The organism is Gammaproteobacteria bacterium (ex Lamellibrachia satsuma) (assembly GCA_019623805.1).
GTDB lineage: Bacteria > Pseudomonadota > Gammaproteobacteria > Chromatiales > Chromatiaceae > QGON01.
Window position 1 is genome coordinate 3,694,165 of sequence record CP053680.1, and the last position, 14,512, is coordinate 3,708,676.

Here is a 14,512-nt window from a genome sequence, read left to right on the forward strand (position 1 = left end):
CATGAGTGAGAGTAAGAACCGGTTGAAGGTAGTCTTCTGCTGGCATATGCATCAGCCTTACTACAAGGGGCCGGAGCATAGTGACTACCATCTTCCTTGGGTCTATCTGCACGGTATCAAAGACTATGCGGATATGGCGGCCCACCTGGAGCACAATCCAAAGTCGAAGGCGGTGGTGAATTTTGCCCCGGTTCTACTGGAGCAGATCGACGACTATGCGGGTCAGATCAAGGCCTGGCTGGAACGTGGAACATTGATCCGCGATCCACTGCTGGCAGCGCTTGCCGGGCCGGGACTTCCGGTGGACCAGGATTCCCGCAAGGAGCTGGTTTCAGCCTGCCTGCGTGCCAATGAGCGTCGCTTGATCCACCGTTTCAAGCACTATTCCCGACTGGCTGATCTCGCCTCCAAAGTGTTGGAGGAGGAGACGCTCATACCCTATTTGAACGATCACTTCATGGTGGATCTTCTTGTCTGGTATCACCTGGCCTGGGTGGGTGAGTGCGTGCGACTCAACGATATTCGCATTCGTTCACTGCAGAGTAAGGGGTATGGTTATGATATCAGTGACCGGCGTCGCTTGGTGGAGTTGATCGGTGAAGAGTTGACCCGGGTAACAGACCGTTATCGCAAACTGGCTGAAAATGGGCAGGTGGAACTCTCCGTCACCCCCTATGCTCACCCGATCGTGCCCTTGTTGATGGATATCGAGTCAACCACAGAGGCGATGCCCTATGCGGAAATGCCCGAGCTGAAAAGCTATCCGGGCGGGGAGGCGAGGGCGCGCTGGCATGTGCGCAAAGGTGTCGACGTGTTTAAGAAACACTTTGGCTTCTCGCCTGCCGGATGTTGGCCTTCGGAGGGTGCGGTGAGTGAAGTAACGCTCAAGCTGCTGGAAGAGGAGGGTTTTCTCTGGGCCGCAACCGGTCAGCAGGTATTGCATAACAGCCTCTCTGGCAGCAGTGAAGGTGATCATATGCCGGAAAACTGGGTCCACACTCCCTACAGGGTTCGGGAGGGCGGTCTGAACATGTTTTTCCGGGACGACGGACTCTCTGATCTGATCGGTTTTACCTATGGTGACTGGCACGCCGATGACGCAGTTGGGGACCTGATCAACCATTTGGAGAATATTGCCAATGCCTGTGGGGATAATCCCAATGCGGTGGTCTCCATCATCATGGACGGGGAAAATGCCTGGGAGTATTACCCCCATAATGGCAGTTACTTTCTGAACGCCATGTATGACCGGCTGTCGAACCATCCACGTTTTGAGTTAACCACATTTTCCGAGTCTCTTGCGCAGCAGGCGAAGCCCTCACCAAGGCTTCCAAAACTGGTTGCCGGAAGTTGGGTCTATGGCACCTTCTCGACCTGGATCGGCGATCATGACAAGAACCGGGCATGGGATATGCTGGGGGATGCAAAAGTAGCCTATGATCAGGCAGTTGCTGATGGTGACTTTTCTGCGCAGCAGATGGAGGAACTTGAGCGACAACTGGCTATCTGTGAAGGGTCAGATTGGTTCTGGTGGTTTGGTGACTACAACCCCAGTGGCACTGTGAGTGATTTCGAGAGTCTTTTTCGTCGCCAACTTTCCCACCTCTATGAGCTACTGGGCATCAATGAACCCGCCTATCTTGGAGAGGTGTTTACCAAGGGTAGCGGTGATCCTGCGCTTGGCGGCGTGATGAAAAAAAACGACTGATCCCATATTTTCAAATTCCGGCAGTCGCCTAATAAGGATTAAGTAGTATGGATTATAGCCAGACCGATGGCGGTGAAAGCCTGTCCGGGGTATTGGGCCGCCGTCGGGCCGGGATATTGTTGCACATTAGTTCACTGCCAGGCCCAGGAAAGGTTGGGAATCTTGGCAGTCATGCCTATCGATTTGTTGATTTTCTTCATGCGGCTGGGATGACTGTTTGGCAGATACTGCCGGTAGGTCCGACCCAGGCTGATGGCTCACCCTATCAGAGCAGTTCAGTTCATGCGGGCAATCCTCGTTTTATCAGCCTAGAGCCCGTGATAGAGGAGGGTTGGCTGGATGAGTTGCCGCTGGAAGAAAGTAGCTTCTCCGACAACGGACGCGCCTTCGCCCTCAGCCTCGCCTGGGAGGGATTCAAAGATCGGGCTTCCCATGAAGACAGAGCCGAACTCGATCGTTTCTGTGCCGAGCAGGGCCATTGGCTGGACGACTACTGTCTGTTCCAGGCACTCCATTCGGAGCAAGGTGGATGCTGGTGGGAATGGCTGGCACCTTTGCGGGACCGAAACCCACAGGCGTTGGCTGAAGCCAGAGCCCGTCTGTGCGACCAGATTCAATATACCCGTTTCGAACAGTTTCTCTTTTTTCGTCAGTGGTTTCGCCTGAAGTCCTACGCTAATGAGCGCGGCATCCTTCTGTTCGGTGATGTGCCGATCTTCGTCGCTCATGACAGCGCGGAAGTCTGGTCTCATCGCGCGATGTTTGATCTGTTGGAAGACGGGCAGCCCCGGGTGGTAGCTGGCGTACCGCCGGACTATTTTTCCGAAACCGGACAGCGTTGGGGAAACCCGCTCTATCGTTGGGAACAGATGGAAGAGGATGGTTTTTCGTTCTGGTTAGAACGCATGGAGACTCAATCTGCGCTTTGCGATCTGATCCGTATTGACCATTTTCGTGGCTTTGAGGCCTATTGGGAGATCCCGGCAACCGAGGAGACGGCAATCAACGGCAGATGGGTTCCTGCCCCCGGTGAAAAGCTGTTCGAGAAATTATATGAAGATCTGCCGCACCTGGAGTTGGTGGCAGAAGATCTGGGGATTATCACACCTGAGGTAGAGGCTCTGAGAAAAAGTCACGGCTTGCCAGGTATGAAGATTTTGCAGTTTGCCTTCTCCGGGGGGGCTGACAACCCGTACCTTCCGTTCAGACACACAAGGGATTCAGTGGTCTATACAGGCACCCATGACAACGATACCAGTCTTGGCTGGTATAACAGTCTGGATGATGCTGAAAGGGAGCAGGTAGACAATTATCTGGGACGATCCCGGGAGATCATGCCATGGCCGCTGATTCGATGTGCCTTGTCATCCTGCGCCAATATGGCGATTTTACCGATGCAGGATGTATTGGGCCTGGGACGGGATCATCGCATGAATACCCCTGGAACCACCGAGGGAAACTGGCAGTGGCGATTTAGATGGGATCAGGTGGAAGAAGATCTCTCCGAGCGGCTGCGGCATCGGGTTATGCAGTATGGCCGCTAGTGTAGTGTCCTAAATATATTACACATTTCGTAATGCGACCTTAGCTCGCCCAATTTTTTCCAGTATCTGATCAACGCTTTTTGTCCAGACAAAAGGTTCTGGAGCTTGATTATGTTGATCAATAAACTGTCTGATTGCCATTTCCAGATCTTCAACTGAGGTAAATACACCACGTTTCAATTGCTTTTGCGTCAACGAACATTCTTTTTGTAATGCTGTCTGTTCTTGTGTGGTGAGATGAATAGCTACTGCTGAATTCATTTTTCCTTCCCTTGCCATAAAACCGGAACATAGGGGATTATAAATGGATATTTTATTCAGGACACTACACTAATGCTTTTTAAAGGTGACTTTTCGTCTCCTTTCTGGAATATTCACAGAGGACTTTCACCTCATAAAATCATGCCCATGCCGGGCGCGCACAAGGCGGCGCGGCCATAACAGCCGCGCCAGATTTCAGTTTTAGATTACAGGTTTTTTTACGATCTCCAGCGCCTGTGGGCCAGATTGATGATTGACAGCATGAACATGGCAAGTAGCATCAGTGGGTCGAATGCACCTATACCGAAGATGCCGTCATCATCACTACTATCAGCGGTGGTGCTGTCCGCTGCCACGCCTGAGCCACTGACATTAATGGTGGCAGGGTCTTCATCGGCATCATTGGACGGGATATCGAGGCTATCATTGAAATCAGCCACTGAGGTGGGTGCGAACCTGACCATGAAGATGCAGTTTGAAGTTGGGGTCAGCGTCACCATTGAACAGCTGTCATTAAGGATAGTAAACGGCGCTGCCAGAGTATTAGCCTGGGCTATCTGACCGATAATGAGATCCGCGGTACCGTCATTGGTGAGAGTGACTGTCCGGTCGGATGAACTGGCCTCGGTGACATTGCCAAACGGCACCTGAAGATCGTCCGCGGGGGCAACGGAATCGGTAACCGTGATATCCGGCGCCAGTACCTGAGCCGCTGTCCCCGTGCCAGCCAGGCTTAGTGTAACGGATGCTTCATCTGCATCGTTAGACGGGATGTCAAAGCTGTCATTGAATGCACCAATAGCAGTCGGTGCAAATCTGACAGTCAATGCACAACTTGCTGTCGCCACCAAGGTCTGCCCGGAACAGGTGTCATTAAGGATGATAAATGGTGCTGCCAGGATATTAGCCTGGGCGATCTGACCGATAATGAGGTCTGCAGTCCCGTCATTTGCCAACGTTACTGTCTGGTCAGATGAACTGGCCACGGTGACATTACCAAACGGCACTTGAAGATCGTCTACGGGAGCAACGGTATCGGTAACAGTGATATCCGGTACCGGTACTGCTGTCCCCGTGCCAGCCACACTTATCGTAACGGATGCCTCATCTGCATCGTCAGATGGAATGTCGAAACTGTCATTGAACGCACCTATTGCAGTCGGTTCAAATCTGACAGCTAGTGTGCAACTTGCCGTTGGCGCTACGGTTGTTCCCGAACAGGCATCATTCAGAATATTGAAAGGCGCCACGAGTCCATTTAACGTAGCAATATTCCCGATAGTAAGATCGGCATTTCCGTCATTGGTGATGGTGACCGTCTCATCCGACGAAGTTGCCTGAGTGACATTACCAAATGCTATCTGCATGTCGGTGATGGGTACTACGGAATCCGTGACCGTTATATCCGGAACCTGCATACCAATACCCGTGCCGGTCAGGCTGAGCGTAACCGAATTGTTGTTCGGGTCATCGGACGGAATATCGAAAGTATCACTGAATGCTCCTGTTGATTGCGGTTCGAATCTGACCGTGAGGGTGCAGCTCGAAGACGGTGTCAGGATCTGAGAGGAACAGTTGTCGGCAGAAATGCTGAATGGAGTGTCTAAAGCGCCCGGTTGAGCAATCGCACCAAGTGTGAGATCCGAACTGCCGTCATTGCGGGCCGTAACGGTTTTATCCAATGCCGAGAACTCGGCAACATCGCCAAAAGGAATCTGCTGGTCATCGATGGGCGCGACAGAATCCTCAACTGTAATGATGGGAGCGTCTGTCCCAAATACATAGGCGTTTCCTCGGGAGTTATTATCAAACGGTGCGCCTATGGTGGCCTTTGTGCTGTTGCCAGAAAGGGCGACCGAATTACCAAAACGGGCAAAATCCCACCCGGAACTGGATGTCAGTTGCTGGTCCTCCGCCCATACTCCTCCACTGCTTAGAAATATAAAGGCCGCACCTTCGGTGATTGCACCAAACCCATTAGCACCGATAAGGGCAGTATTACCGTCATCTGACAAAGCCACCGCCCTGCCTGGAGTACCATTTACAGCACCACCAAAACTATCACCCGCACTGGCGCCAGTTACGGCTGGCAGCTTCTGTTGTTCCGTCCATACATCGCTATTTCTTGTATATACATAGGCGGCGCCTTGATCAACATTTCCTCCTACGTCAGCCAGTGGTGCGCCGACCAGGGCGGTATTCCCGTCAAATGAAAGTGCTGTCGAGTCGCCAAACCAATCATTCGCAGCGGCATCTGAAGCAGCCAGCAGCGCTTGTTGCACCCAAGCGCTGCCGTTCCATGCATAGATTAAAGCGGTACCCTCGCTGGAACTATTGCCTTCATCAAAAATTGCACTGGAGATAACGGTATTGCCATCCCCCGAAAGTGCAACTGAATAGCCAAAAAAATCGGTAAGATCTCCATTTACATCAGTGAGTTTTTGCTGTTCTGTCCATGTGCCACCATTCCGTCTGAACACATAGGCGGCACCTTCATTTGCCCCAAGGAAGCTGATACTTGCAGCATAAGCACCGATAACAGCGGTATTACCATCTGAGGAAAGATCCACTGAAAAACCGAACAGGTCATTATTCGCGCCATCGGAGGCGAGGAGCTTTTGTTGCTGTGTCCAGGTGGCGCCATTCCGAGTAAACACATAGGCAGCGCCCGGCCTATCCGTACCGCTACCGTCCATATAAGCGCCCGCAAGGAGAGTATCGCCATCGCTGGAAACGGCTACTGAGGCGCCAAGTCTAAATGAACCTACCACCGTAAGCTTTGTTTGTTCCGTCCATATACCTGAATTCTTGACAAATACATAGACAGCCCCAACATACGTAGCCCCAAATATATTATTTACTATTTCAGCGCCAACAACAGCGGTGTTCCCATCATCTGAAATGGCTACGTCATTTGCAAACCTTCGCCCCACCTCTGCATCAGAAGCGTCAAGTACTTCCTCCTCGATCAATGGATCAATGATCACAGGGTAGACGGCATGACTATCGTCGACTTCGATATTGATTTCGTTACCCCGGGCGCTGAAATTGGTCGCGAGTTCTCGTCCGGTTGAGTCAACGGCATAGAGACCACCGTATTGAATGCTTCCCCATTTAAAGGCCCCCTGGTTTTGCTCTGCCTTAGTTTGTGAGGTGAGTTTCAGTACAAGTTTGCCGGCTCCAGTGGGTGCATCCGTGATAGTGAAACCCTGCTCAAGACCTTGGGGTATATTCAAATACCACTCGATGAGGCCTTTACGCGCAAACTCTATTTTGGCTTTGTCGATGCTCGGTGCAACTTTTTCAACATCTGACAGCGACGTCCCGCGCCCCCATGCCGTGAGGCTTAGATGCAAGCTGCCATGATCGGATTTAACCTGGATACCATCCTGGGTGAAGCAAGAGTGCAACGAACTTGTTGGATTTTCAGCACAGATCTCCTTTGCATCCACCCAATAGTCTTCCGTCACGTTTTCTAAACTGTACTCAAGAAGCTTAAGGCGGAGAGCGGCGGGAATAGGCTGCGTTTCCTCAGGCAATGAGGAGGTGCTGGCATTAACTATACCCGAGAATAGAAGTGAGGCTGTTATCAGAGAAAGAATGGTTGGTATTTGAAATTTACTGCGCATGATCCTCTCCATGGTTTTGTTAGACGTTATTGGCATGGGTTGTATGCGTAAATAGACTGCGATAATTACTTCGTGTAACAAGCAGCCTTTGGCCCAATAATCACTTGCTTTTTGTATAATAATAGGCATGGAAAAACAATGACCCGGATCAGAATAAAGGGGAATCAGGATCAGGCCTTCCCTAAATTAGCGACAGCCTCTGGAGTACAAAGTATAGGAAGAACAAAAGCCATCTTCCTTAAAGCCCACAGTTCGCCCTGCCGCCCTTTCAAGTCCATATCCAGCAAGAGTTTTCGGACCTACCATGCTTCTGAAATTGCCTTGTATCATACGCTTGGCGCTTTACCAGCCCCCAGCAAGATCGTTGTTTTTATCTAAATTGTGGGCGAAAAAAAAACCGCTTCAGAAAAAGCCTGAAGCGGTATATACCAAAGGAGGATGGAGGAGATAAGCCTGGATGGGTGGGGCTTGCTGCCTGAATCCACCCCGCCTGACTTGGTAATATTTGACCATATGCAGAGTTGCCGGCGCATTGAGAAAACGCAACAATCAGGAAATGTTTTTTAGTGCTTGTTTTTAAAGAGAATTACTGTGAGAAATTTGATCTTTTCAACAACAGTCCTGTGTTAAAAGCATTTTGGAGTTGCTGCCGGAATATCGAATTGTAAACAAATGTAACCAGGATTGACGAGCCTGTTAGTTTCCCATCCAATGTATGGACAGGCAAATTGCCTATCGCGCTGTTGAGTTATTTGAACAAAATTAGGAATAGAGATGATTGATGTAAAAGGGGATTTTAGAAAACTTCTGATACTTGGGCTTTTGTTGTGTTTGGCCATGTTCCACCCGCTGGGCAATGCCGCCGTCGACTGTAAGGGAATGAGTCAATCGAGCTGTTCGGGCAACGCTTCCTGTACCTGGGTGAAAGGCTACCAAGCCAAAAGTGGAAAAAAAGTCAAAGGCTACTGCCGGGCGAAACCCGGTAAGGCGAAAAAGAGTGGTAAGACTGATGCCAAGCACGAAAAAGCGGAGTCATCGGTGAGCAAGAAAAGTGGAAAGAAAGAGAAGGCAGCAAAGAGAGAAAAGGGTAAAAAGACCAAAGAAAAAGTAGATAAGAAAGAGAAGAAGGCCAAGAAGGACAAGAAGGACAAGAAGGACAAGAAGGACAAGAAAGGCAAAAAGGACAAAAAAAGCTCCAAAAGCAAGGAAAAGTAGGTAGCGCAACTACCTCCGCCGGGAACGCATGGAGCTGTGACGGCTAACCCTAAAAAGGGTTGATGATATTTCGTCAGCCCTTTTTTGAGTCACATCTGGAGGGAGACTAGTCGGCAAATTTCCTGGCGATTGAATGGAACTCATCGTTGATACGCTCGAAAGCATCCACGACTTCCGGATCAAAATGGCCGCTGCGGCCTTGGCGGATGATATCGCTGGCTTTTTCGTGAGAAAAAGCGGGTTTATATACCCTTTTTGAGATCAGGGCGTCATACACGTCAGCGACCGCCATCAGTCGTCCGGAAAAGGGAATTTCCTGGCCGGAGAGACCGTTCGGATAACCGCTGCCATCCCACTTTTCATGGTGACTGTAGGCGATCTCACGGGCAATCATGAGGAAGGATGAGTCGGGGTTTCCCTGCAGCTTCTCTGCCTCGATGATGGCGTCTCTTCCATATACGGTGTGGTTCTTCATCTCTTCGAACTCATCCTCAGTCAGCTTCCCCGGTTTCAGAAGGATGCTGTCGCGGATGCCTACTTTGCCGATATCGTGCAGTGGAGCCGATTTGTAGAGCTGCTCGATATAGTCATCCGTCAGGAGAGGGGCAAAGCTGGCTTGTTTTCTCAACTCTTCGGCCAATGCCTTGACATAGTATTGAGTGCGCCGAATATGGTTGCCTGTCTCATTGTCACGGGTCTCCGCTAGGGTAGCCATGGCAAGAATGGTGGTGTCTTTTGCCATTGCGAGTTCTTTGGTCCGGGCCTTGACCCGTTCTTCCAGAATCTGGTTTTGGTTCGCCAGTGCCTCCCTGGCCTGTTTCAGTGTGAGGTGTGTCTTTACCCTTGCAAGGACGATCGCAGTGGATATAGGTTTGGTGATGTAATCGACGGCGCCCATCGCCAGCCCCCGTGTCTGATCACTCTCTTCACCCATTGCGGTGATAAAGATCACTGGTATGTCACGGGTCGTCTCATCAGTTTTGAGCCGTTGACAGACTTCATATCCGTCCATTCCGGGCATCATGATGTCTAATAGAACCAGGTCTGGCATAGGCTGGCTTTTCACTCGTTCCAGCGCTTCCAGTCCGTTTCTGGCTGCAGTCAGCCGATAATCTTTTTTCAGCAGGTGCATGAGCACCGTAATGTTTGCGGGTTCATCGTCGACCAGCAGTAGAGTGGGTTTAGTATCCGGCATTCTTTTGTTCTCAAACAACGTGTGGTTTCTGAATCGTTGGTTATTGTTTGCCGGATCCGCTACGCTTGATCCGGCCTACAAGAATCAGCAGGTTCGAAGGGTGAATGAGGGGATCAAGTGTCGCGGATCCGCTAATTGCATCTTCTCCGACCGAAGACTAGCAGATATTATAGAGGCCGCGAGTCTGATTTTATTCATAACCGTGGGATATCATGAATTTCAGCGCTCTCCTTCAATCATTGTGCACCTAGCGCTTGTGTGCAAGGTCAGGTCGACGGATCGTGATGTCACCATGAATAAGGCGGGATAATGAGGAAATCAACAATTCGTTCGAAACTACTGTTTCCCACTCTTCTGTTGTTGCCATTGGCGGGTTATGCAGTATCCGCAGAAGAGGGCTGTATCCGGGAGGTATTCGGCGATTTCTGTCTGGGCGGAAGCATGAATAACCAGCTTACAAAGCGGGCTGTTCAGAGAGAGCCGCAGCAGAGGGGTGAACGATCCGGGGTGATCTATTCTGTAGATAGAGACAAGATCTATGTCATGGCGTTCAAAGGGACGATTTACAAGGTGCTGCGCACTTATGAACCGGCCACCCAAGTTACTTTCAAAGACATTAAACGTCGTTTACAGAAAAAATACGGCAAATCAGTGGACCAGAGCCAATATCCCACTTATGTTCACAACACTGCGGGAAAGATTGGTGCAATACGCCGTGGTGACGCAGCTGCACTCCATATCTGGCAGTTGGAGGGAGAACCTTGGCGGGTAGAACTAGGCTGGACGCGAAAGCTGGGGATATCTATCGCTTATCTCGTCAATAGTCTGGACTTGCAGCAGCAGATGGAGGCGGACAAAGGGCTGTAAAGTAACCCGGACTATGCTGAATAAATACTAAAATTTAAGCTTTCGCTGAACCCTATGGCTGTTTCCATTCACCGGCCAGCCGATCCCCTGAGTCCGCTAATCCATTGATGCGGATGTCGATTATCTGATTTTCCAGCGGCGTATCAGCAGGCGCATCGATAGCCACCCGCAGGTAGTTGGGCGTGTATCCGCCCCAGCCGTTTACCCCACTACCCTCCACCAGCACCGGCAGGGTGCGTCCGATATAGGTCTCCAGGGTTTGCCGTTTCATCACTTCTCCTAGCTGATGCAGGGCATCGCTGCGGATGCGCTTGACATCCCGGCTGACCGGATCGGAGAGTTGGGCCGCCTTGGTGCCGCTGCGAGGCGAGTAGGCGAAGATGTGCAGGTGACCGAAGCCGATCCGTTGCACATAGTCCAGTGTTTGCTGCCACTCTTCGTTGGTTTCACCGGGAAAACCGACGATGATATCGGTGGTAATGTTGAGATCCTCTACCTTACTGCGGGCCAGTTTCAACAGCAGGGCATACTCATCGGTTTTGCAGCGGCGGGCCATGCGGCGCAATACACTGTCGGAGCCGCTCTGCAGTGGCAGATGCAGATGCGGCATCAAGCGGGGATCGGTGAACAGATCCCAGAAGCTTTCCGGCAGGTCCCAGGGTTCGACCGAGCCGATGCGCAGGCGGGGAATATCGGTTTCCGACAGTATTTGGCGTATCAGGCTGGATAGATCGGAGTCCCTGTCGCTGCCATAGCCACCGATATGGACCCCTGTCAGGACTACCTCCTGAATACCGTCATCATGCAGTTGATTGATCTCATCGATAATCTCCAATTGCGGACGACTGCGCTCTTCTCCTCTGGCCTGAGTCACGATGCAGAAGGTGCAGCGATAACGGCAGCCATCCTGTACCTTGATGAAGGCTCGCTGGCGGCCTCTGGCCAGCAGCCCGGTTGCCGCCGGTTCGGTGGCGTTCTCCGGCATCACGTTCAGGTCCAGTTCCCGGCCGACAATCTCTACCAGTCGTTCCTTGTCCTGGTTGCCGATAACCAGATCAACACCCTCCACCTGGGCCGTGGAGGTAGGGTCCAGAGAGGCATAACAGCCGCTGACTACCAGTCTGGCGTTTGGATTGGCTCTATTGGCGCGGTTGAGTAGCTTGCGTGATTTCCGTACGGCTTCTTCAGTGACTGCACAGGTGTTCACTACCAAGAGCTCCGCCTGTTCCGGATTGCCGGTCAACTGATGCCCCAAGCCGACGAAGTCGCGTCTCCAGGTTTCCAGTTCCGCTTCGTTGAGGCGGCAGCCGAGGGTTTTCAGGTGGATTCTCATTGGGTAGTTGGATGTTGAAAAGGGGGGGAAAGGTATATCAGAGTGGTCGCTGGTTGCAAATCCACGTGTCGCCATCACTCGTCAATGGAGTGTGATTGTAGCTGTTTTTCAATCAAATAGGCTGGCTAACCCATAGTAAAATCATGGGATTATGTGTGTCTGACTAAAGAAGTTGTCGAATGGGCCGATAAGTTGGAGAAGAAGGAAGGGAACGCAGTAAATATAGAGATTCCCACCAACCCTTACTGTTATTCGGATGTGGCAGTGTTTTTTTCATTACGGCAAGCATTGCCCGGCAGATTTATAAGAACGAAAATGAAACAGTTTCTTTCTAACATGCGGATCAGTCATAAAATACTCATTGGGTTTGCAGTTGTCCTGGTGGTGCTGGTGGCTTCCTCGGGGTTGACCCTGTTCAGCCTTCAGAAGGTCAGGCATGCCGTTTTTGATGTGGTCGAGGAGCGGCAGCCTACGGCGCTGCTCTCTGCCGAACTGGCGACGCAGTTGCATAATGCCTACGGAGTGCTGGGATTTTATCTGCTGAGCAAAGAGCAGACACATCTCAATTCATTCGAACAGAAGATGAACGCTGTCACCGTGACGCTTCAGAACCTCAGGGCGCTACCATCAATATCCGGCGACCCCGATGCCAGGATGCTGGTGGAGTCGATAGCCGTTGAACTGGAAAAATCCGCCAGTGTGCAGAAAGAACTGTTGGCTTCCGCCGCGGATAACGAGAAAAACTTTCCCGGTATCGCCCATGCAAATCAGTATGTGAATCCCCTGAATCGGAGTCTGCTGCAACTGGCGACACAGATGATCGAATCCGAATTAGAGGAGGCGGAGGGGGCAGAGGACAGTTCCAGATTGGCGCTGCTTACCGCAGTCAACGAGCTTCGTTACAGTTGGTCCACCGTGATGGGCAGTATCCGGGGGTATCTGGCATTCCGTAACCAGGCGCAGCTGGAGAACCTGGCGCTCTATATGGAAAGAGCGAGAGAGCAGATAGACAAGGTCTCAGCCTATGGTGAAGCACTCACCTTTGAGGAGGAGGAGGCACTTGAACAGTTTACCACTGACTATACAGCCTTTGATCAGGCCCAGAAAAAGATGGTCGAGATCCATGGCAGTGACCGCTGGCGAACCGATGTGTGGTTGATCAAGAGCCAGATAAGTCCGATCTTTAAAACCATCGATGCCAAGGTAAGTGACTTGGTCGAGCGTCAGAAAATTGCGATATATGAGACCAGTAATGATCTCTTGGCCGAGGCTGAAAGCACCAATCGTCTGGTCCTTTTTCTGCTGGTAAGTGGTCTGATAGTCGGTTTGTTGATCGCAGTTGTCATCAGCCGCATGGTCTCTGTACCACTTCGCAATGCCGCTGGTATGATGGACGATATCGCCAGTGGCGATGGTGATCTGACACGGCGAATGGCGTGTGGTGGTAGTGATGAGATCGGTCTTCTGACAAGCAGCTTCAACCGCTTTGTGGACAAGATACAGAGGCTGGTTCGGGAGACGGCAAACTCCACCAGTGCGGTGATTGGCGGCGTGGCTGAGACGTCGGAGATCACGGCTGTGATCAGCAACGAGGTGATCGAGCAGGAAGGCCGCACTCAACAGGTCGCAACAGCTGTGCATCAGATGTCCATCTCCATCGGCGAGGTGGCGGATAGTGCGCAAACTGCCCGTGAGGCCGCACAGTCGGCGGATAGTGAAGCAGGGCATGGCCGTGAGATAGTGGAGGAGACCGCCTCCTCCATCAAGCGGCTTGCGGGAGAGGTTGAAATGGCTGCCAATTCCATCCTCAAGGTGGAGGATGACAGTGCTGAGATCAGCAAAATCCTCGATGTGATCAAGTCGATTGCTGAACAGACCAACCTGCTTGCTCTGAATGCGGCTATTGAGGCAGCGAGGGCAGGAGAGCAGGGCCGCGGCTTTGCCGTGGTGGCGGATGAGGTCAGAGGGCTGGCGACGCGCACCCAGGAGTCCACCGTCGAGATCGAAAATATGATCACACGGCTTCAGGCGGGCGCACGCGATGCGGCTTCCGTGATGAAATCCGGCACCCAGACAGCGAAACAGAATCTTGAGCAGGCGGAGCGGGCCAGGCTGTCTTTGGTCTCCATCGCTGAGGCGGTCTCCACGATCAGCGCTATGAATACTCAGATTGCCACTGGAGCTGAACAGCAGCATTCAGTGGCGGATGAGATCAGTAAAAATGTGGTTCATATCAGTGACTCAAGCCATGAGACTGCTGACTATGCCCGTCAGACCAGTTCTATCATCAGTGAATTGGGGCAACGGGCTTCAGGACTACAGCAGACAGTCAGCCAGTTCAAAATTTCCGGTGAGGCAACTATTGATTTCGCAGCGGCCAAATCGGCTCACCTGGCCTGGAAGGCAAGGTTGCAGGGTTTTCTGGATGGGCAAACGTCGATGAGCCAAAATGAGGCTGTGTCCCATCATGACTGCATCCTTGGCAAATGGTACTACTCGGAAGGCCTGTCCAACTATGGTGCAATTCCTGAAATGCGCGAGTTGGAGGTACCCCATGCCGACATGCATGCATTGATCAAACAGATCGTGCAGAAGAAAAATGCGGGCAGTGGAGCAGAGGCAGGAGAGTTGCTCAGTCAGGTTGATCCTCTTTCCCAGCGTATCATCTCCCTGCTCGATATTGTCGAAAGGAAAGTTACCGGTAGTTGATCGGAACTGCCGCGCAGGCTCAACCTATGAGCTCCCTGATCCGGTATAGTC

General features: G+C 51.6%; 9 protein-coding genes. 5 read left to right on the forward strand and 4 right to left on the reverse strand.

The window, feature by feature from the left end; genetic code table 11:
- The first annotated feature begins 1 nt into the window (after nt 1).
- Nucleotides 2-1,708, forward strand: coding sequence for a glycoside hydrolase (locus HPY30_16015; protein QYZ67355.1), 1,707 nt, complete (start codon nt 2-4; stop codon nt 1,706-1,708).
- Between the two features lie 47 nt (nt 1,709-1,755).
- On the forward strand, nt 1,756-3,252 hold the full coding sequence (malQ, locus tag HPY30_16020) for a 4-alpha-glucanotransferase (GenBank protein ID QYZ67356.1): 1,497 nt from the start codon (nt 1,756-1,758) through the stop codon (nt 3,250-3,252).
- 18 nt (nt 3,253-3,270) lie between these two features.
- Here malQ and HPY30_16025 read toward each other — a convergent pair whose 3' ends face one another.
- Complete coding sequence (locus tag HPY30_16025) at nt 3,271-3,513, reverse strand: hypothetical protein (GenBank protein QYZ67357.1); 243 nt, start codon at nt 3,511-3,513, stop codon at nt 3,271-3,273.
- Nucleotides 3,514-3,731: 218 nt separating this feature from the next.
- A complete protein-coding gene (locus HPY30_16030; protein ID QYZ67358.1) occupies nt 3,732-7,142 on the reverse strand; it encodes a choice-of-anchor D domain-containing protein in 3,411 nt (1,136 codons plus the stop codon).
- A gap of 774 nt (nt 7,143-7,916) precedes the next feature.
- Between HPY30_16030 and HPY30_16035 the strand changes: the two genes are divergently transcribed.
- Nucleotides 7,917-8,357 carry a hypothetical protein gene (locus HPY30_16035; protein QYZ67359.1) on the forward strand — a complete coding sequence of 147 codons (441 nt, stop codon included), beginning with the start codon at nt 7,917-7,919 and terminating at the stop codon, nt 8,355-8,357.
- Nucleotides 8,358-8,463: 106 nt separating this feature from the next.
- Here HPY30_16035 and HPY30_16040 read toward each other — a convergent pair whose 3' ends face one another.
- A complete protein-coding gene (locus HPY30_16040; GenBank protein QYZ67360.1) occupies nt 8,464-9,552 on the reverse strand; it encodes a two-component system response regulator in 1,089 nt (362 codons plus the stop codon).
- A gap of 309 nt (nt 9,553-9,861) precedes the next feature.
- Between HPY30_16040 and HPY30_16045 the strand changes: the two genes are divergently transcribed.
- Complete coding sequence (locus tag HPY30_16045) at nt 9,862-10,419, forward strand: hypothetical protein (GenBank protein QYZ67361.1); 558 nt, start codon at nt 9,862-9,864, stop codon at nt 10,417-10,419.
- Nucleotides 10,420-10,471: 52 nt separating this feature from the next.
- Here the strand turns inward: HPY30_16045 and mtaB are convergent, their stop codons facing one another.
- Nucleotides 10,472-11,752: a tRNA (N(6)-L-threonylcarbamoyladenosine(37)-C(2))-methylthiotransferase MtaB gene (gene mtaB, locus HPY30_16050; GenBank protein ID QYZ68089.1), complete on the reverse strand. Its 1,281-nt coding sequence runs from the start codon at nt 11,750-11,752 to the stop codon at nt 10,472-10,474.
- Between the two features lie 315 nt (nt 11,753-12,067).
- On the opposite strand from mtaB, the gene HPY30_16055 reads away from it, so the two are divergent.
- Complete coding sequence (locus HPY30_16055) at nt 12,068-14,461, forward strand: HAMP domain-containing protein (protein ID QYZ67362.1); 2,394 nt, start codon at nt 12,068-12,070, stop codon at nt 14,459-14,461.
- Nucleotides 14,462-14,512 lie beyond the last annotated feature (51 nt).